We start from the raw sequence: 18,624 nt of genomic DNA, 5'->3' as shown, positions 1-18,624 counted from the left end.
GCCGCGGCGTGCGCAGCGCCGTGATCAGTGGGCGGTGCGCACGCCGACGAGGTCGTGCACGAGCACGGCCGCGGCTCGGGCTCCTTGGCCTGCGGCGACGATGAGCTGCTGCGGGCCGGGGGAGGCGGCATCCCCCGCGGCGTACAGTCCTCGCACGGACGTGCGCCCGGAGCGGTCCGTCACCAGGTTGCCGAACCCGTCGCGCTCGAGATCGAGGCCGCCCAGGAAGTCCAGCGCCGGATGCCACTGCGGGCGCACGAACCCGCCGTCGACCTCGACGCGTCCGCCCCCCTGCAGGCGCACCGCCGACACGGCGCCCCTGTCGCCTTCGAGGTCGTCGATCCGGCGGCGTTCGACGACGATCCCGGATGCCGCGAGCTCGGCCTCTTCGACCGTGTTCACGGCGTCCGAGCCGTGCGTGAAGACGGTGAGCCGGTCGGTCCAGCGCGCGATCAGCCGCGCCCTCACCGCGAGGTCGGGCGTCTCGCCGATGAGCGCGAGGGGCCGGTCCTGCAGCTCCCACGCGTCGCACGCGGCGCAGCTGAAGACGGTCATCCCGTAGAACGCGCGGAGGCTCGGGATGTCCGGGAGCGTCTCGCGCAGACCCGTCGCGACGAGCACCGAGCGCGCCGAGACAGCGGGCGGGATGCTCGCGCCACGGCCGCTCAGCGCCGCGATGAATCGGCGTCCGTCGCCGCAGTCCTTCTCGAGGAGAGCCGTCGCGGCGGTGCGGTCGTACACCGTCACGTTCGGGTAGGCGGTGAGCTCCGCCCTGGCCAGCTTGCGCAGCTCGAGAGGCGAGACCCCGTCGCGTGTGAGGAACCCATGCGAGCGCAGCGTGGCGGCGTTGCGGGGCCGGCCGGCGTCCACGACCACCACCGACGCACGCGCGCGCGCGAGGTTCAGCGCCGCGGAGAGCCCGGCGGGACCGCCGCCGACGACGACGACGTCGACCTCGGTGGGCGGCGCGTCCGCCGAGGCGGGAGGGGTGTCAGCCATGGCCTTCTCCTTGGGGAGGCAGGGCGGCGATCACGGGATGGTCCTTCGCGATCACGCCGGTCTTCGCCGCGCCGCCCGGCGAGCCGATGTCATCGAAGAACTCGACGTTCGCGGTGTAGTAGTCCTGCCACTGGTCGGGCAGGTCGTCCTCGTAGTAGATCGCCTCGACGGGGCAGACCGGTTCGCAGGCGCCGCAGTCCACGCACTCGTCGGGGTGGATGTACAGCGACCGCGTGCCCTCGTAGATGCAGTCGACCGGGCACTCGTCGATGCAGGCGCGGTCCTTGACATCGACGCACGGCAGCGCGATCACATACGTCACTGGACGAGCGCTCCCCGCGAGATGCCGACCTGCTCGTCGCGCGGCACCACCTTGACGCGCTCGCGGGTGTGGACGTGCTCGGCGCCGAGCGACCGCTCGTGCGCGTCGAGGGCGAGCCAGCCGTCCCACGTCGTGTAGGCGACCTTGCGCTCGTCGAGCAGGTCGAGCACGTCTTCATCCAGAGTGGGGGCGACGAGCCGGCCGGCCTGGACGTCGGCCACGAGGTGGGCGATCGTCTCCATCGCGTCGGACTTGGTGTGGCCGATGAGTCCCACGGGCCCGCGCTTGATCCATCCGGTGGCGTAGAGGCCCGGGATCACCGGTGCGTCGGCGTCGCCGGTGGTGGAGGCATCCGTCACCCGTCCCTCGACGTTCGAGACGACGCCGGCCTTCTCGTCGAACGGCGCGTCGACGACAGGCGTGCCGTAGTAGCCGACGGCGCGGTACACCTGCTGCACCGCGTAGTCCCGGAACGCGCCGGTGCCGCGCACCCGGCCGTCGCCGACGGGCTCGGTGCGCTCGAAACGCAGCCCTTCCACCCTGCCGTCGCCGAGCACCTCGACGGGCGAGTGGTAGAAGTGCAGGTGCAGGCGGCGGCTCGCACCGGTCGACTCCCGCGTGCGCCAGCTCTCGAGGATGCGCAGCATCACTTTGAGCTGGTTGTTCGCCGGTGTGAGGCCTTCGAGATGGGCGAAGTCCTCGTCGCTCACGACGATGTCGACGTTCGGCACCTCGCCCAGCTCGCGCAGCTCGATCGGCGTGAACTTGATGTCGGCGGGTCCGCGGCGGCCGAAGACGTGCACATCGGTGACGGCGGATGCCTCCAGCCCGGCGAGCACGTTGTCGGGGACCTCGGTCGAGCGCAGGTCGACGGCGTGCTTGGCGAGGATGCGGGCGACGTCGAGCGCCACATTGCCGTTGCCGATGACCGCGACCTCGCGCTGGTCGAGCGCCCACTCCGTGGGCACGTCGGGGTGACCGTCGAACCACGCGACGAAGTCCGCGGCCCCGAACGATCCGGGCAGGTCGATGCCGGGGATGTCGAGCGACGCGTCGCGGATCGCCCCGGTGGCGAGGATCACGGCGTCGTACCGCTCGTGCAGCTCGGCGAGGGCGATGTCGCGGCCGACCTCGACGTTGCCGATGAACCGGGTGTCTCGACGGTGCGCGGCCAACGAAGAGCGATCGAGCATCTCGTGGAGCGAGTTGACGATGCCCTTGATGCGGGGGTGATCGGGCGCGACGCCGTACCGGATCAGGCCGTACGGCGCCGGCAGCGACTCGAAGAGGTCGATCTCGACGGAACCGCCGACGGCGGTCACCGTTGTGGTCAGGATGTTGCCCGCGTAGATGCCGGCGGGACCGGCGCCGACGATCGCGACGCGCAGGTTCTGGAGGCTCGAGGAGGTCACTGCGTGGGGGCCTTTCGGGAGGTGCCGGAAACGGCGAGGGGGTCGTACTGCGTGAGATTTCGGGTGGTGAGCTGCTCGGGTGCGTAGGGGCTCAGCCGCACGACGTCGCCGACGACGACGACGGCGGGGGAGCGGATGCCTCGTTCCGCGGCCTGGTGCGCGATGGTCGCGAGCGTGCCGACCGTGACCCGCTGGCGCGGTCCGTATCCGTCCTCCACGACTGCGACCGGGCAGTCCGCCCCGCGCTCGCCGCGGGCCAGCGTGATCGCGGAGTTCGCCAGCGTGCCGATCCCCATGAGCAGGACGACGGTGTGGTCGCGTCCGCCGCCGAGGGCCTCGATCTGGTCGTGGGCGGTGGCGACCGTGAACGCGGTCGCGACGCCGCGGTGGGTGAGCGGGATGCCGGCGATCGCGGGCACCGAGATCGCGCTGGTGATCCCCGGCACGACCTCGACCGTGACGCCCGCCGTCTGGCAGGCGAACAGCTCCTCGCCGCCGCGGCCGAAGACGTACGGGTCGCCGCCCTTCAGGCGGACGACCGTCTTGCCGCTCTGCGCGAGCTGCACGAGGAGGGCGTTGATGGCGTCCTGCGGCACGGCGTGATGGCCGGGCAGCTTGCCGACGTCGACGACCTCGGCCCGGAGCTCGACGCCGTCGGCGGCGAGCCCTTCCAGCACCGCCCGGGCGCCGAGCCGGTCGGCGACGATGACGTCGGCCGCCTCGAGGGCGCGCAGTCCCTTGACGGTGAGGAGGCTCGCGTCGCCGGGACCGGCCCCGACGAGCCACACCTTGCCGGTGGGCGTCGACTCTGGCACGTGTATGAGGGCGGTCATCGGGAACCTCCTGTGATGAGAAGACCCCGGCGCTGCAGCATCCGGCGCTCCAGGGGACCGAAGAAGACGAGCTCGATGAGCACGCCGATGGCGAGGATCACCAGGATGGTGCCCAGCACGCCGGCGAGGTCGGCGAGATCGCGGCTGTTCTGCAGCATCGAGCCGAGTCCGAAGCCGATGGTGCCGCCCATCGCGATGATCTCGGCGGCCATGAGCGAGCGCCACGAGAACGCCCAGCCCTGCTTGAGCCCAGCGAGGTAGCCGGGGAGGGCGGCGGGGAGCACGACGGCGGTCGCGAGCTGCCAGCGGGAAGCGCCGAGCACGGTCCCCACGCGGCGCAGCTGCGGCGGCACCTGGTCGATGCCCGCGATGAGGCCGTTGACGATCGACGGGATCGCGCCCATGAGGATCACGAAGTACACGGTCGCGTCCGACAGGCCGAACCAGATGATGGCGGCGGGCACCCATGCGACCGACGGCAGTACCTGCAGGCCCGAGATGATGGGCCCGACGGCACGGCGGATGGGGCGCACCTCGGCGAGCAGCAGGCCGAACGGGGTGCCGACGACGATGGCGATGAGGAAGCCGATGATGCCTCGCTCGAGGCTCGTGGTCACCGCCTCCTGCAGGCGTCCCGCGTCCCACGCCGACCCGAGCGCGGCTGCGACGTCTGCGGGCCCCGGGATGATGTCGGGCCGCGGCTGAGCGATCACGACGTACAGCTGCCACGCGACGATCAGGAGGATCACGAAGACGATCGGCGGCACGACGCTCGCGGTGATGCGACGCCAGTGACGCGGGCCGGTGCTCGCGTCGGTCTGGAGGCGATCCAGCCCGGCCTCGAGCGACCTCAGCTCGTCGGAGTGTGCGGCCTCTGCCCGGTTTCCGGTGTGGACGGCATCCGTCTTCGAGGCGGTGAGGTTGTCATGCGGCATTGCGACGGATCTCCTTCCGCAGCTGGTCGGTGATCTCCACCGAGAGCGCGGCGACCTCGGGCGACTCGATGCGGCGCCCCGTGGTCTTCGCGATCTGCCACTGCTGCACGACGCGCCCGGGGCGGCTGCCCATGAGCACCACGCGCTGACCGAGACGCGCCGCCTCGCGCACGTTGTGCGTGACGAACACGATGGTGCGGCCGGTGGCCCGCCACACGCGCTCCAGCTCCTCGTGCAGCAGGTCCCGCGTGATGGCGTCGAGTGCCGCGAACGGCTCGTCCATCAGCAGCACCGGCCGGTCCTGCGCGAGCGCCCGCGCGAGGGCGACGCGCTGTCGCATGCCGCCGGAGAGTTCGTGCGGTCGCTTCTCGGAGGCATCCGCCAGATTCACGGTGTCGAGCAGTATCAGCGCCTTCTCGCGGCGCTCGCCACGGGGGACCCCGCGCAGACGCAGGGCGAGCTCGACGTTCTTGCGCGCGGTGAGCCACGGCATGAGGGCCGACTCCTGGAACATCACGGCCGAACCGTCGACGGGCGTGTCGATCCGACCCGCCGTGGGGCGATCGAGGCCGGCGATGAGGTTGAGGAGCGTGGACTTGCCGCAGCCGGATGCGCCCAGGAGACACACGAACTCGCCGGGGGCGATGTCGAGCGACACGTCGTCGAGCACGACCGGGCCGACGCCGAACCGCTTGGACACGCCGTCGATGCGGACGGCGGGGGCGGGGGCCGGCGCCGGCACGGGCACCGGCGCGACACCGTCGAAGCTCGGTGCGAACGGCACGGCCACGCTCGGCGCTGCCGGCGCAGCGGTGACCGGCGCGCCGGGCGCGCCCGCCTCCGGGGACGCCGGCGTCTGAGCCGGCGAGCTCGGTGCGGCCCCGGAGGCGGAAGCGGGAGCGGTGCTCATGTCAGTCCTCGCCGAGTCCTGCGGCCGAGACCGGCTCGGTGCCGTTCCCCTCGAGCAGCTCGTTGAGCAGGCGCAGATCGAACAGGCCCTCGATCGAGCCCTCCTTCTGCGTGCCTGCCCCAATGCCGTTGTCGACGAGCGTCTCGAAGGTGTCGGCGTGCGGGTCAACCGAGAAGGTGACGTGCTCGAGGGCGCGCTCGATGACGGCGTCGGCGAGCGGCTTTCCCGCTTCCTTCTCGATCGCGCCGTTGATCACAGCGGGGGCGTCGGCGGCGTTGTCGGCGATCCACTGTACCGACGCCTGGTGGCCCGCGAGCAGGTCGGCGACGACGTCGGGGTGCTCATCGAGGAACTCCTTGCGCACCAGCAGCACGGTGGTGGGGAACTCGCCGTCCTCCCACAGGTCGGCCTCGTCCTGCAGCACCTTCGCGCCGGCGTCGATGATGAGCCGCGAGACCCAGGGCTCCGGCAGCCACGCGCCGTCGAGCTGGCCCTGCTGGAACAGCGTCAGCGTCTGCGCGTTCTCGGTGGGCGTGATGTTGACGTCGCCGCCGCCCGACGTGTCGGTCTCGAACCCCTCGTCGGCGAGCCAGACCCGCGCCGCGACGTCCTGGGTGTTGCCGAGCTGCGGCGTGGCGATCATCGTGCCCTCGAGGTCGGCGGCGTCGTCGATGCCCTCGCGGACGACGAGCGCGGCACCGCCGGTCGCGGCGCCGGCGATGATGCGTGCCGACTCGCCGTCGGACTGGATGAAGGTGTTGATCGACGGGTTCGGCCCGATGTAGGTCGCGTCGATCGCGCCGGCCGAGAGCGCCTCGATGGCGGCGGGTCCGGCGTTGAACACCTGCGTGGTCACCTCGACGTCGCCGAGCGCGTCCTGGATGAGTCCCTCTTCGAGGCCGACGAGCGCCGGCGCGTGAGTGACGTTCGCGAAATATCCCAGGCGCAGCTCGTCAACCGACGAGCTGTCGCTGTCGCCCGACGCCTCGCCGGGCGACGCGGCGGCGGAGGCGCAGCCGGCCATCATGGCCGCCACGAGCCCCAGGGTTGCCAGTGTGGTCAATGAACGGCGTGCGGTCGCGGTGCGGATGTTGTTCACGGTGTCGCCTCCTTAGGTCGGGTGGTGCTCGATCGGGGTGGGAAGGGTGTGCGCGACGGGTCAGTCGCGCACGATGCCGGCGGCGAGCGTGGCGCCGTCGGACGGATGGATCACGAGGAACGATCCCCCGTGACGGCTGGCGCGGTAAGGCTCCAGCGGCAGGTCGGCCGCCAGGCGCAGCCGCACGCGGCCGATGTCGTTGGTCTCGAGCGTCTGCGCCGGCTCGTGCACCAGTGCGTCGAGGTCGTAGCGCGACTCGATCTGCGCGACGATGGCCTGCACGGTCGCGGTGCCGTGCTTGACGAGGACGCGGATGCCGGGCGTCAGCGCCCGCGCGTCGAGCTGGAAGAGCTCCGCCTCGAACTCGCGACGTGCAGTCGGCAGCGAGCCTGCGGCGACCACGAGCGCGCCGCGCGCGGTGTCGATCTCGTCCTCGAACTCGAGCGACACGGACTGGGGAGCGGTGGCCTCTTCGACCTCGACGCCGGCCGACCGAATGCCGGTGACGGTGGTGGCGCGGGCGGCGGGGAAGATCTCCACGCGGTCTCCCACGCGCACGACGCCGCTCGAGATGCGACCGGCGACGGCGCGGTAGTCGCGCAGACCCTCGGCCTCGTCGGCGTCGATGTCGGGCGCAAGACCGCCCTGCGGACGCAGCACGAGCTGCACCGCCAGTCGCAGCGGCTCGAGCTGACGCTCGGCGTCGTCTGCGGCGGGCAGCGTCTCCAGCAGCTCGAGGAGAGCAGGCCCGTCATACCAGGGGGTGCGCTCCGAGCGCTCGACGACATTGTCGCCCTCGAGCGCCGACACGGGCAGCACGTGCAGATCCTCGATCCCCAGCTCGGCCGCGACCGCACGGGCCTGCGCGGCGACGTCGGCGAAGGCATCCGCCGAGAAGCCGATCAGGTCGATCTTGTTCACCGCGACGATGACGTGCGGAACGCGCAGTAGCGCGACGACGGCGAGGTGACGCTTCGTCTGCTCGAGCACGCCCTTGCGGCCGTCGACGAGCATCACGACCGCGTCGGCGGTCGTCGCACCGGTGACCATGTTGCGCGTGTACTGCACATGGCCGGGGCAGTCGGCGAGGATGAACGACCGCGCGCCCGTGGAGAAGTAGCGGTAGGCCACGTCGATCGTGATGCCTTGCTCGCGCTCGGCCCGGAGGCCGTCGGTCAGAAGGGCGAAATCGACCTCGCCGTGCGCGAAGCCGCGGTCGGCCGAGGTGCGGGCGACCTGCTCGAGCTGGTCGGCGAGGATCGCCTTGGAGTCGTGCAGCAGGCGGCCCACGAGCGTCGACTTGCCGTCGTCGACCGAGCCCGCCGTGGCGAAGCGGAAGAGGGTCGGCTGCGCGGTTAGTGTCGCGGTCATCAGAAGTACCCGTCCTTCTTGCGGTCCTCCATGGCCGCCTCGCTGAGGCGGTCGTCGGCGCGTGTCGCACCGCGCTCGGTGAGGGTCGAGACGGCGACCTCGGCGACGATCGACGCGAGGTCGGCGGCATCCGATTCCACCGCTCCGGTGCAGCTCATGTCGCCCACGGTGCGGTAGCGCACGGTGCGCACTTCGACCGTCTCGCTCTCGCGCGGCGGTGAGAACGGGCCGGCCGGGCGCCACATGCCGTCGCGGGCATAGACCTCGCGTTCGTGCGCGAAGTACAGCGACGGCAGCGGGATGCCCTCGCGCTCGATGTAGCGCCACACGTCGAGCTCGGTCCAGTTCGAGATCGGGAACGCACGCACGTGCTGGCCGGGCGTATGGCGGCCGTTGTAGAGGCTCCAGAGCTCGGGGCGCTGGTTGCGCGGGTCCCACTGGCCGAACTCGTCGCGCAGCGAGATGATGCGCTCCTTGGCGCGGGCCTTGTCCTCGTCGCGACGCGCGCCGCCGAAGACGGCGTCGTGGCGGCCGGCGGCGATCGCGTCGAGGAGCGGCAGCGTCTGCAGGGGATTGCGGGTGCCGTCGGCGCGCTCCTGCAGGCGGCCGTCGTCGATGTAGTCCTGCACGCGGGCGACCTCGAGACGGATGCCGAGGCGCTGCACCGTCTCGTCGCGGAAGGCGAGCACCTCGGGGAAGTTGTGTCCGGTGTCGACGTGCAGCACCGGGAACGGCACCTTGCCCGGCGCGAACGCCTTGGTGGCGAGGTGCAGCACGACGACGGAGTCCTTGCCGCCCGAGAACAGCAGCACCGGACGCTCGAACTCGGCGACGACCTCGCGGATGACGTGGATCGCCTCGGCCTCGAGCAGGTCGAGCGTGCTGAGGCCCGCGGGCGCATCCCGGGAGTCGGAGATCTGCCGCAAGTCGGACGTTTCGGCCGAATCGGTCCGATTGTCGGAAGATCTCCGAGTCTGTGGCGTGGTGGGGGCGGTGGCCGTGTTCGACAGAGTCATTCGTGGAGCCCGCATTCGATCTTGGCGGAACCGGCCCAGCGGCCGGATCGGGGGTCTTCGCCGGGGGCGACCGGCCTCGTGCACGGCTCGCAGCCGATGGAGGGGTAGCCGAACCCGACGAGCAGGTTCACCGGCGCCTTGTGCGCGGCGGCGTAGGAGAGCACGTCGTCGAAGCTCCACGCGGCGACCGGGTTCACCTTGACGAGACCGTTGCGCTCGTCCCAGGTGACCAGCGGCGTGTTCGTGCGGGTCGGCGCCTCGTCGCGGCGCACGCCGGTGAACCACACCTCATAGCCGCCGAGCGCCTGCTGCAGCGGGGCGACCTTGCGGCGCGCGCAGCAGAGGCTCGCGTCCCGCTCGAAGAGCTTCGCTCCGAACTGCGCATCCTGCTCGGCGACGGTCTGGTCGGGGGTGATGTCGACGATCCGCACGTCGAGTGCGCGCTGCACCTCGTCGCGCGTGGCGTACGTCTCGGTGAAGTGATACCCGGTGTCGAGGAACAGCACGTCGACGCCCGGCAGCTGCTCGGCCACCAGGTGCGGGAGCGCGGCGTCGGCCATCGAGCAGGCGACGGCGGCGGCATCCGTCCCGAAGTTGCGCGCGACCCACGCGACCACCTCGGCGGCGGATGCCTCGTGGTCGGTGAGGCTGCCGAGCTCGGCGTTCCCCTGCGCGGCGAGCGCCTCGAGCTCGTCGCGGGAGCGCTTGACCGCGATGCGCGGGGCGAGGGAGACGGTCACCGCAGCGCCTCCTCTCGCGCGCTTCGCCCTCTTGCGTGTCCCGATTTCCCGCCTTCGTGTCCCGAAAACGGAGTGCTCAGCGCCGCCTTGCGAACGAAAGTGGGACATGCAGGCGCTGTGGGGGCGGGGATCGCGGCGCGGCTCACTGCAGGGCCTCCTCTTCGGCCCGGTGCGCCCACTGCGCGAACGTCTCGTTCGACGCGGTGTCGCGGTCGGCGAGGAAGCGGGTGACCACGCGCTCGACGTAGTCGGCGATGCCGTCGGCGGCCACCTTGAGGCCGCGCACGGTGCGGCCGAGACCGGGCTCGTCGCGGTCCTGCGACGCCAGCCCTCCGCCGAGGTGCACCTGGTAGCCGGGAACCTGCTCGCCGTCGATCGTGACGAGCTGGCCCTTGAGCCCGATGTCCGCGGTCTGGATGCGCGCGCACGAGTTGGGGCATCCGTTCACGTGCAGGGAGATCGGATGCGGCAGCTCGAAGCCCTTGAGGCGCTCCTCGAGGTCGATGACGGCCGCCGTGGCGTTGACCTTCGTCTCGACGATCGCGAGCTTGCAGAACTCGATCCCGGTGCACGCGATGGTGCCGCGGCGGATGAGGCTCGGACGCGCCTGCAGGCCGAGGGCGTCGAGCTCGCCGATGAGCGGCTCGACATCGCCTTCCGGCACGTCGAGGATCACGAGCTTCTGGTGCGGCGTGGTGCGCAGCCGCGTGGAGCCGTGCGCCTCGATGACGTCGGCGAGCTTCGCGAGGTTCGAGCCCGAGACGCGGCCGACGATCGGTGTGACGCCGACGTAGAAACGGCCGTCCTTCTGGCGGTGGACCCCCACGTGGTCGCCGATCGTCGTCGGCTGCGCGGGCGCGGGACCGTCGGGCAGGGCGTAGCCGAGGTACTCGTCCTGCAGCACCTGGCGGAACTTCTCGGTGCCCCACTCCGCGAGCAGGAACTTCAGGCGCGCCTTGTTGCGCAGGCGCCGGTAGCCGTAGTCGCGGAAGATCTGCGTGACCCCGTGCCAGGCATCCGCCACCTGGTCAGGTCGCACGAACGCGCCGAGGCGCTCGCCGAGACGCGGAGTGGTCGACAGGGCGCCGCCGACCCACAGGTCGTAGCCGATGCCGAGCTCGGGGTGTTCGACGGCCACGAAGGCCACGTCGTTGATCTCGTGCACGACGTCCTGGCTGGGGTGGCCGGTGATCGCCGACTTGAACTTGCGGGGGAGGTTGGCCAGCGTCTCGTCGCCGAGGAAGCGTGCGGTGATCTCCCGGATCTGCGGCGTCGGGTCGATGAGCTCGTCGGCGGCGATGCCGGCGACGGGCGAGCCGAGGATGACGCGCGGCACGTCGCCGCAGGCCTCCGTGGTTCCGAGACCCACGGCCTCGAGGCGCCGCCAGATCTCAGGGACGTCCTCGACGCGGATCCAGTGCAGCTGGATGTTCTGACGGTCGGTGATGTCGGCGGTGCCGCGCGCGAACTCGGTGGAGATGCCGGCGATGACCCGCAGCTGCGTGGTGGTGAGCTGGCCGCCGTCGATGCGGACCCGCAGCATGAAGTACTCGTCCTCGAGCTCTTCGGGAGTCAGGGTCGCGGTGCGGCCGCCGTCGATGCCGGGCTTGCGCTGCGTGTACAGGCCCCACACGCGGAAGCGGCCGTGCAGGTCGGTGGGGTCGATCGAGGCGAAGCCGCCCTTCGAGTAGACGTTCTCGATGCGCTCGCGAACGCTCAGGCCGTTGTCGACCTGCTTCCACTCCTCATTGCCGTTGAGCGGCGTCGTGCCGTCGATCTTCCACTGGCCGTTCGGCTTCGACGACGGCCGGGGAGGGCGCACGGCGGCGCGCGGACGCTCTGCCGCTGCGCGCGCGTCGGTGTCGCTGATGGTCACGGTGGCCTCCGGGTCGATTCCCGGGCCGCGCCCGGGCAGGACTCGAGCGAGCCCATTCCATGAGACTAGAAGCGCGCGGCGCCCCGTCCTGAGCGAGTGTCAACGTGCGTTAACCGGCGTAACGGGGCGTCACACAGTTGCGGCGCGGGCGACGCGGGGATGTGATCCGCGTGCCCGGCTGCTGAGCCGACCCGCAGTCGGGCTCAGCCGGCGCGGCCGGCGGCGACGCGGTAGCGCTCGACGACGAGGTCGACGAGGGCGGCGGGCGGCTCGTCCTCGCCCAGCAGCGGCGCCGCGACGGAAGCGCCGTCGGCGAGCGTCACGGCCAAGTCGTGGAAGTACCCGGGGGCGAGGAGGTAGTCGGCGACCACGACGCGGGAACCGCTCGTGCGCGCGGCTCTCACCGCAACGTCGACGCGTGGGTCGGCGGCCGCGAGGAAGCCGACCGTGATCTCGCGTCCGAGCCGGGCGCCCAGCATCCGTCCGATCTCGCGGCAGTCCTCATTCGCACGGTCGTCGCTGGAACCCGCGACGGCGAGCACGACGGCATCGGATGCCGCGAGCTCGAGCGGAGCGAGACGGGCGAGCAGGGCGTCGACGAGCCGGGAATCGGGTCCGAGTGCGGGGGCGATGAGGACGCCATCACGCCCCGCCGTCTGCTGGATGAGGTCGACACGCACGTGATAGCCGGCTGAAAGCAGGAGCGGCACGACCACGACGGGCGCGCCGGCGGGGATCGCGTCGAGGGATGCCGCGACATCCGGCTGCTGCACGTCCACGTGCCCGAGCCGCATGATCGTGTGGGGCAGCCGCCGGGCTACCGCCTCGACGAGCGACTCCACCGCCGCCTGTCCCGCGGGCGACGACGTGCCGTGCGAGATGGCGAGGAGCGCGGGCGTCGAGGTCACGCGCCCATTGTGCCTCGCCTCGATGACGGGCGTGTGACGCCGACGCCCGGGAGAGACCACGGACGCGCCGAGACATCCCGTTCGCAGTGGTGTCTCGGCGCGCGTGTGGCTTGTGGACGGATGCCGCGGCTCAGGCCGCGCCGGCCTCCCGGCCGCGTGCGAAGCCGGCGTCGAAGCCGCGCTCGTACGCGCGCTGCGCGCGCCGTCCGCCGTGGTGTCCGCGATAGGGTCGGGCGCGGAGGAATCATGACCGACCCGATCGCCCAGCTGCACAGCCTGCGATCCAGCATCGACAACATCGACGCCGCCCTCGTCTTCATGCTCGCCGAGCGATTCCGCTGCACGAAGCAGGTCGGCGTCCTCAAGGCCGAGCACGGGATGCCGGCATCCGACCCCTCCCGCGAGGAGCAGCAGACCGCGCGCCTGCGCCGTCTCGCCCTCGAGGCCGACCTCGACCCCGAGTTCGCCGAGAAGTGGTTCAACTTCGTCGTCGCCGAGGTGATCCGCCACCACACCGAGGCCGCCGAGGAGCGCTGAGCCCCAGCTGCGCCGCCGGCGTTCACGGATGCAATGGATCCGAGGCGACACGCCGGTGAATGAACGGATGCCGCGGCGCGCCGCGCGGCATCCGTGGCATCCCGTGACAGCAGGCGTCAGACCGGCCGCACCCGCAGCCAGCGGAACCCGTGCGCCGGCAGCTCGAGCCCGCCCGACAGGTCGACATCCTCGCCGGTGACGACGTCGGTGGCGTCGGCCCGGAACCCCGAGAGGGTGTCGGCCTCGACGACGACCGCGTCATCGCCGACGTTCGCGAGCACGAGCACGACGCCCTCGCCGATGCGCTGGAAGCCGACGACGGACGGATGCGGCGTGTGGAACGGCGTCAGCGGGATGTCCGCGAACTCCGGCGTCCGCCGCCGCGCCTCGATCAGCGCCGTCAGCCGGGTGTGGATGCGGCCCGCCACCGTCGTCGGGTCGTGTCGCGCGGCGAACGCGACCGGGTCGGCCGCCGGTCGGTGCACCCACCGGCTGTCGCCCGCGTGGGCGGGGTCGTCGCGGTAGCTGTAGTCGTTCAGCTGCCCCAGCTCGTCGCCGAGGTAGAGCAGGGGGATGCCGCCGGTCGACAGCGCGAGCGCATGCGCGAGGATGACGCGGTCCTCGCCGCCGGGGTCACCCGCCTCGACGCCGGCGAGCGACGCCGTCGTCCCCGTCACCCGGGCGTCGCCGGCCTTCGGGTTCTCCTGGAAGGGCACCCCGCGCGAGAACGTGCCGGGGAAGCGGCCCACGTAGAAGTCGTTGAGGAACCGGCGGTGGGAGTAGCCGTCGATGCCGAGGGCCGCGGCATCCTCGTCGGCGAAGGTCCAGCCGATGTCGTCGTGACTGCGGACGTAGTTCACCCACGCAGTGCCGGCGGGCAGGGCGTGACGCTCGTCGAGCGCCTTCTGCAGGAGGCGGCCGTCGCGGGTGGCGAGCGCCTCCCACCCGAGCGCCATCTGCAGCGGGTTGTAGGAGAGCTGGCACTCGTCGGTCGAGATGTAGGTGATGACCTCGTCGGGGTGCACGATCGCCTCGGACTTGAACAGCACCGACGGCGCACCGAGCGAGAGCACCTGGTTGAAGGCGCGCAGCAGCAGGTGCGCTTCGGGCAGCGACTCGCACGTCGTGCCGAGCCGCTTCCAGATGAAGGCGACGGCATCCATCCGCAGCACCTCGACGCCCTGGTTGGCGAGGAACAGCATCTCGCCCGCCATCGCGCGGAACACCGCTGGGTTCGCATAGTTGAGGTCCCACTGGAAGTGATAGAACGTCGCCCAGATCCAGCGGCCGTCATCGAGCTGCACGAACGCGCCCGGGTGGTCGTCGGGGAAGATCTCGCGGACGGTCTCCTCGTACCGGTCGGGCATCGTCCGGTCGGGGAAGATCAGGTAGAAGTCCTCGTACCCCGGCTCACCCGCGACCGCCTTCTGCGCCCACTCGTGCTGGTTGCTCGTGTGGTTGAAGATGAAGTCCACGACGAGCGAGATCCCCGCCTCGCGCAGGTCGGCGGCGAGCTCGGCGAGGTCGTCCATCGTGCCGAGCTTCTCGTCGACGGCGCGGTAGCTCGACACCGCGTACCCGCCGTCATTGTTCCCCTCGGGCGAGGCGAACAGCGGCATGAGGTGCAGATAGGTGAGCCCGAGTTCGCGGAAGTAGGGGATGCGATCCCGGATGCCGCGGAGCGACCCCGCGTACCGGTCGACGTAGCAGACGCCGCCCAGCATCCGCTCCGACAAGTACCACCCCGGGTCGGCCGTGCGCCGACGGTCGAGCGCCTTCAGGTCGTCGGGCCGGTCGCGCCAGCTCGCGGCGGCCGATGCGACGACGGCGGCCAGCGCCTCGCGGCCGTCCTCGCGCTCGCCGTAGAGCTGCCGGAACAGGTCGTGCAGCACGGGCAGGGACTCCTGCAGGCGGGCGTCGAACGACGCATCCGGTCCGCCGAGTTCGGACCTGACCGCAGCCCTCGCGGCCTCGAAGTCGGTCGTCGGATCGGGGCTCAGACGTGCCATGGTGCTCCCAGCGTCGGGTCGGTGTTCCGCATCGTAGCGCGGCCGGGGACCGCGAGTGCGATCCCCGGCCGCGCCGGTCACGAGGGCTCCATCACGCGATGGCGCGTCGCAGCATCCCGTACGAGAGGGCGGCCAGCAGGGCGCCGACCAGCACCATCCCACCGGTCACCGCGATGGGTGTCAGCGAGCCGAAGAAGGCGAACAGATCGCCCCACGCCCGAAGCTGCCCCACGAGCCACATCGCGGCGATGAGCACGAAGCCCAGCGAGACGAGCACGACCGTGAGGACGAGGTTGCCCCACCGCTTGTAGACGGTCGCCGCGCAGAACCCGACGACGAAGAACAGCATCGCGAGCCCGAAGAAGAACAGCCCCGCGACGACGGGGCCCTGCGACCAGACCCACGGCAGGTAGAACATGTAGCCGCCGATGCCCCAGCCACCGGTCGCCTGCTCGATGAGCCCGCCCACGATGAAGAGGGCGGCGAGTACGAACGACGTCAGGGCGGCGGTCAGCAGGGTGCCGAGGTAGAACTCGCGCCGGGTGACGCTCATGGCCTGCGAGAACGGGAACGTCAGGGTGAGGGCCTGCACGCCGACGACGCCGAAGTACCACAGCGGTGCCTGCGCGCCGCCGCCGAACATCTGCGCGTCGGCCCCGCTGCTCGAGATGAGCCCGAAGATCGCGAGACTGATGAGGAGCGTGCCGCCGAGGATGATCAACGGCACCCAGATGTAGGTGGCGCGGTTGACCAGCTGCATGCGCACGACGTTGAGGGTGCGGTTCATCGGAGTGCTCCTTCGTCGGTGGTGGCGGCGTTCTGGGTCTGCCGCACGATGAGCTGCTGCAGCGAGACGGGGGTGACGTCGAGGCCGGATGCCGCCAGTTCGGCGCGGTCCGCAGCGGTCAGCTCGCCGATCACCGTGGCGCTCGTGACGCGGCCGAGGGTCTCGCGGTGGATCACCTCGCGGCCGGCGACGAACGCCTCGACGGCCGCCGAATCGCCGACGACCGTGGCGGCCCGGCCGCGCACGGACTCGGTGTCCTCGTCCATCACGATCCGCCCGCCGTCGATCACGATGACCTTCTCGAGCAGGTTCGAGACCTCGTCGATCAGGTGGCTCGACAGGATGATGGTGCGCGGGTGCTCCGCGTAGTCCTCGAGCAGCCGGTCATAGAAGATCTGGCGGGCGACGGCATCCAACCCCAGGTACGGCTCGTCGAAGAAGGTGACCTCGGCGCGGGCCGCGATGCCGATGATGACGCCGACGGCCGAGAGCTGACCGCGGGACAGCTTCTTGATGCGCGTCTTCACGGGCAGCCGGAACTCGCGGATGAGCTTGTTCGCGAGCGCCTGGTCCCAGTGCGGGTAGAACAGCCGCGCGATGCGGAACGCGTGCAGCGGCGTCGCGTCGTCGGGGTACTTCTGGCTCTCCCGCACGAAGCACATGCGGCTGAGCACGGCGGCTTTCTCGTACGGCGACTCGCCGAACACGCGGACCTCGCCCGCGGTCGGGAAGTTCTGCGCCGTGAGGATCGACATGACGGTGGTCTTGCCGGCGCCGTTGCGGCCGAGCAGTCCGTAGATCGAGTCGCGCTCGATGGTGAACGAGATGTCGTCCACGGCGGTGGTGTCGCGGTAGCGCTTGGTGAGGTTCTTCACCTCGATGACGGCGGTCATCGTGCGGTTCCTTTCGTTCCGGATGCGGTGGCGCGCTCCGCCAGCAGGCGCGCGAGGTCGTCGGGGCCGAGGCCGAGCTTGCGGGCTTCGGCGATCAGCGGGTCGAGGTAGCGGTCGGCGAAGGCCGAGCGCCGCTCGGTGAGCAGGAGCTCGCGCGCACCGTCGGCGACGAACATGCCGATGCCGCGTCGCTTGACCAGCACACCCTTGTCCGTGAGCATCGTGATCCCCTTCGCCGCGGTGGCCGGGTTGATGCGATGGAAGGCGGCGAGCTCGTTCGTCGACGGGGCCTGGTCCTGTTCGGACAGGCTGCCGTCGATGATCGAGTCCTCGATGCTCTCCGCGATCTGCAGGAAGAGCGGGCGTCCCTCATCGACCATTCCGACTCCGCGTTGTTCGTTGGTTAGTTACATGAGTAGGTAACCATTGAACCCGAGGAGTATCAAGAGGGCCGTGCGGCCGGAATCAGACGGAGCGGACCGCCTGCCCGAGGCGGCGGACGATCTGCTCGAGGATCGGCCTCGGCGTCGCGAAGATCAGGCGGGTGAAGCCCGTGCCGGCCACGCCGCACATCGACCCCTCGGTGAGGGTGACGCCGGCCTCGCGGGTGAAGAAGTCCGCGGGGCGGTCGCCGAGCCCGACGGCGCGGAAGTCGATCCAGCCGACGTATGTCCCCTCGGGCTCCGGCATCCAGGCGCCGGGGATCTCCTCGGCGAGCAGGTCGAGGAGGGTGTCGCGGTTCTGCTCGAGGTAGGGGACGAGGTCGGCGAGCCACGGGTCGCCCTCGCGGTAGGCCGTCGCGTTCGCGATGGCGCCGAGGTTGCTGGTGCCGTGACCGGCGAAGGGGCCGAGCTTCTCCCATGTCTCGCGGTCGGCGTCGCTCGTGAGCACGAGCTGCGCGCACTTGAGCCCCGGCAGGTTCCACGCCTTCGACGCACTCATCGCCGTGATCGTGTGCTGCGCCGCGGCGGGGGAGACGGTCGCATAGGGGGTGTGGGTGGCGCCGCCGTAGACGAGGGGCGCCCAGATCTCGTCCGAGAACACGCGGCCGCCGTTGCGCTCGACGACCTCTGAGATCGCGACGAGCTCGTCCCGCGAGAACACGCGCCCCACCGGGTTGTAGGGGTTGCAGAGCAGAAGGAGGCCGCCGCCGTCGTCGAAGGCGCGCTGCAGCGCGTCGAGGTCGAACTCGTACCGACCGTCGCGGACGGCGAGCGGCACCTCGATGACCTCCCGCCCGCGCATCGGCGGCACGAAGAGGAATGGCATGTACGACGGCGTCGGCACGATGATCTTCGACCCGGCGGCGGAGCAGTGCTCCATCGCGAGCTCGAGACCCATGATGACGTCGGGGATCGGCTGCACGTCGGATGCCGCCACCTGCCACCCGTACCGACGCGCGACGAACTCGGCGGTCGCCGCCGAGAGATCCGCCGAGATCCCCTGCGGCATGTAGCCGAACGACCCGGCATCCACCGCGCGGTGAAGGGCGGCCGTGATCGTCGGGTCGATCCCGAAGTCCATTTCGGCGACGAACGCGCCGAGCGTCCCGTCATCCGCCGACCACTTGGTGGCCCCCGTCGAGCGCAACTGCTCGATCGTCGTGCCGTCGATCCGTCGTGCGAACCCGCTCATGGCGCTCCTCTTCTCGGGCTCTCCTGATTCTGGCGGATCGCCGACGCCGTGTCGTCGCCCCGGCGCGCGCGTGATACCACCGTCGGCGATTCATGCAACCCGATGGATCGATTTGATTCCGGTCAACGATCTTCGTTAGCGTCGAGGCGGGCCATGTGCCCTCGACGACCAGTCCGCGGCCGCTCGAACCGACACCCCGTGATGTCGGCGACGAGCGGGCGTATGGTCGGCGGTCTGGACGACGAGCCCGATGTTCGTCGTCGGAGCCCTGCACTCGAGTGACGTTTTCGCTCGTGCGGATGCCGGTGATCGCCACCCGGGCGCTACCTATGCGGACGCGTG

The 18,624-nt window shown here is 70.9% G+C and carries 18 protein-coding genes; 1 reads left to right on the top strand and 17 read right to left on the bottom strand.

Features of this window, described 5'->3' with window-relative positions; genetic code table 11:
- Positions 1–24: 24 nt before the first annotated feature.
- From AB0P29_RS08705 to AB0P29_RS08650, 12 genes are all read right to left on the bottom strand, one after another.
- The gene (locus tag AB0P29_RS08705) at positions 25–999 is read right to left on the bottom strand and encodes an NAD(P)/FAD-dependent oxidoreductase (protein ID WP_363379417.1); all 975 of its coding nucleotides are present in this window, start codon (positions 997–999) and stop codon (positions 25–27) included.
- Positions 992–1,321 carry a ferredoxin gene (gene fdxA / locus AB0P29_RS08700; RefSeq protein ID WP_253035088.1) on the bottom strand — a complete coding sequence of 110 codons (330 nt, stop codon included), beginning with the start codon at positions 1,319–1,321 and terminating at the stop codon, positions 992–994. Before fdxA ends, AB0P29_RS08705 begins: the two co-directional genes overlap by 8 nt.
- Positions 1,318–2,733, bottom strand: a complete 1,416-nt coding sequence (locus tag AB0P29_RS08695; RefSeq protein ID WP_363379416.1) for an FAD-dependent oxidoreductase — start codon at positions 2,731–2,733, stop codon at positions 1,318–1,320. Before AB0P29_RS08695 ends, fdxA begins: the two co-directional genes overlap by 4 nt.
- On the bottom strand, positions 2,730–3,566 hold the full coding sequence (gene cobA / locus AB0P29_RS08690; RefSeq protein ID WP_363379415.1) for a uroporphyrinogen-III C-methyltransferase: 837 nt from the start codon (positions 3,564–3,566) through the stop codon (positions 2,730–2,732). The genes AB0P29_RS08695 and cobA overlap by 4 nt, the downstream gene beginning before the upstream one ends.
- Complete coding sequence (locus AB0P29_RS08685; protein WP_363379414.1) at positions 3,563–4,501, bottom strand: ABC transporter permease; 939 nt, start codon at positions 4,499–4,501, stop codon at positions 3,563–3,565. The genes cobA and AB0P29_RS08685 overlap by 4 nt, the downstream gene beginning before the upstream one ends.
- Entirely contained in the window at positions 4,491–5,210 is a 720-nt protein-coding gene (locus tag AB0P29_RS08680; RefSeq protein ID WP_363379455.1) for an ABC transporter ATP-binding protein, read from the bottom strand. Before AB0P29_RS08680 ends, AB0P29_RS08685 begins: the two co-directional genes overlap by 11 nt.
- Before the next feature lie 202 nt (positions 5,211–5,412).
- Entirely contained in the window at positions 5,413–6,510 is a 1,098-nt protein-coding gene (locus tag AB0P29_RS08675) for an ABC transporter substrate-binding protein (RefSeq protein WP_363379413.1), read from the bottom strand.
- 60 nt (positions 6,511–6,570) lie between these two features.
- Positions 6,571–7,881, bottom strand: a complete 1,311-nt coding sequence (locus AB0P29_RS08670) for a GTP-binding protein (RefSeq protein WP_363379412.1) — start codon at positions 7,879–7,881, stop codon at positions 6,571–6,573.
- Positions 7,881–8,807: a sulfate adenylyltransferase subunit CysD gene (gene cysD, locus AB0P29_RS08665; protein WP_363379411.1), complete on the bottom strand. Its 927-nt coding sequence runs from the start codon at positions 8,805–8,807 to the stop codon at positions 7,881–7,883. Before cysD ends, AB0P29_RS08670 begins: the two co-directional genes overlap by 1 nt.
- Before the next feature lie 86 nt (positions 8,808–8,893).
- On the bottom strand, positions 8,894–9,637 hold the full coding sequence (locus tag AB0P29_RS08660; protein ID WP_363379410.1) for a phosphoadenylyl-sulfate reductase: 744 nt from the start codon (positions 9,635–9,637) through the stop codon (positions 8,894–8,896).
- 142 nt (positions 9,638–9,779) lie between these two features.
- Complete coding sequence (locus AB0P29_RS08655; RefSeq protein ID WP_363379454.1) at positions 9,780–11,507, bottom strand: nitrite/sulfite reductase; 1,728 nt, start codon at positions 11,505–11,507, stop codon at positions 9,780–9,782.
- 209 nt (positions 11,508–11,716) lie between these two features.
- On the bottom strand, positions 11,717–12,421 hold the full coding sequence (locus AB0P29_RS08650; RefSeq protein WP_363379409.1) for a CbiX/SirB N-terminal domain-containing protein: 705 nt from the start codon (positions 12,419–12,421) through the stop codon (positions 11,717–11,719).
- Positions 12,422–12,667: 246 nt separating this feature from the next.
- On the opposite strand from AB0P29_RS08650, the gene AB0P29_RS08645 reads away from it, so the two are divergent.
- A complete protein-coding gene (locus tag AB0P29_RS08645) occupies positions 12,668–12,958 on the top strand; it encodes a chorismate mutase (protein WP_363379408.1) in 291 nt (96 codons plus the stop codon).
- Between the two features lie 116 nt (positions 12,959–13,074).
- Here the strand turns inward: AB0P29_RS08645 and AB0P29_RS08640 are convergent, their stop codons facing one another.
- From AB0P29_RS08640 to AB0P29_RS08620, 5 genes are all read right to left on the bottom strand, one after another.
- Positions 13,075–14,967 (bottom strand): amylosucrase, encoded by a 1,893-nt coding sequence (locus AB0P29_RS08640; protein WP_363379407.1) that lies wholly within the window; start codon positions 14,965–14,967, stop codon positions 13,075–13,077.
- Positions 14,968–15,058: 91 nt separating this feature from the next.
- Positions 15,059–15,754: a hypothetical protein gene (locus tag AB0P29_RS08635; RefSeq protein WP_253035077.1), complete on the bottom strand. Its 696-nt coding sequence runs from the start codon at positions 15,752–15,754 to the stop codon at positions 15,059–15,061.
- Positions 15,751–16,647 carry an ABC transporter ATP-binding protein gene (locus AB0P29_RS08630; protein WP_363379406.1) on the bottom strand — a complete coding sequence of 299 codons (897 nt, stop codon included), beginning with the start codon at positions 16,645–16,647 and terminating at the stop codon, positions 15,751–15,753. The genes AB0P29_RS08635 and AB0P29_RS08630 overlap by 4 nt, the downstream gene beginning before the upstream one ends.
- Positions 16,644–17,027, bottom strand: a complete 384-nt coding sequence (locus tag AB0P29_RS08625; protein WP_064002872.1) for a GntR family transcriptional regulator — start codon at positions 17,025–17,027, stop codon at positions 16,644–16,646. The genes AB0P29_RS08630 and AB0P29_RS08625 overlap by 4 nt, the downstream gene beginning before the upstream one ends.
- Positions 17,028–17,112: 85 nt before the next feature.
- Positions 17,113–18,282, bottom strand: coding sequence for an aminotransferase class I/II-fold pyridoxal phosphate-dependent enzyme (locus AB0P29_RS08620; RefSeq protein WP_363379405.1), 1,170 nt, complete (start codon positions 18,280–18,282; stop codon positions 17,113–17,115).
- Between the last annotated feature and the right edge of the window lie 342 nt (positions 18,283–18,624).

Source organism: Microbacterium sp. NPDC080220 (genome assembly GCF_040686395.1).
GTDB classification, from domain to species: Bacteria; Actinomycetota; Actinomycetes; order Actinomycetales; family Microbacteriaceae; genus Microbacterium; species Microbacterium gawkjiense.
Note: the sequence above shows the minus strand (reverse complement) of the source record. Positions and strands in the feature narration are given on the sequence as shown.

Excerpts from the sequence above, each read along its gene's own strand:
- cobA (WP_363379415.1), bottom strand. The coding sequence starts at position 3,566 with ATGACCGCCCTCATACACGTGCCAGAGTCGACGCCCACCGGCAAGGTG.
- AB0P29_RS08685 (WP_363379414.1), bottom strand. The coding sequence starts at position 4,501 with ATGCCGCATGACAACCTCACCGCCTCGAAGACGGATGCCGTCCACACC.
- AB0P29_RS08630 (WP_363379406.1), bottom strand. The coding sequence starts at position 16,647 with ATGACCGCCGTCATCGAGGTGAAGAACCTCACCAAGCGCTACCGCGAC.
- AB0P29_RS08705 (WP_363379417.1), bottom strand. The coding sequence starts at position 999 with ATGGCTGACACCCCTCCCGCCTCGGCGGACGCGCCGCCCACCGAGGTC.
- AB0P29_RS08635 (WP_253035077.1), bottom strand. The coding sequence starts at position 15,754 with ATGAACCGCACCCTCAACGTCGTGCGCATGCAGCTGGTCAACCGCGCC.
- AB0P29_RS08640 (WP_363379407.1), bottom strand. The coding sequence starts at position 14,967 with ATGGCACGTCTGAGCCCCGATCCGACGACCGACTTCGAGGCCGCGAGG.
- AB0P29_RS08620 (WP_363379405.1), bottom strand. The coding sequence starts at position 18,282 with ATGAGCGGGTTCGCACGACGGATCGACGGCACGACGATCGAGCAGTTG.
- AB0P29_RS08625 (WP_064002872.1), bottom strand. The coding sequence starts at position 17,027 with ATGGTCGATGAGGGACGCCCGCTCTTCCTGCAGATCGCGGAGAGCATC.
- AB0P29_RS08670 (WP_363379412.1), bottom strand. The coding sequence starts at position 7,881 with ATGACCGCGACACTAACCGCGCAGCCGACCCTCTTCCGCTTCGCCACG.
- AB0P29_RS08645 (WP_363379408.1), top strand. The coding sequence starts at position 12,668 with ATGACCGACCCGATCGCCCAGCTGCACAGCCTGCGATCCAGCATCGAC.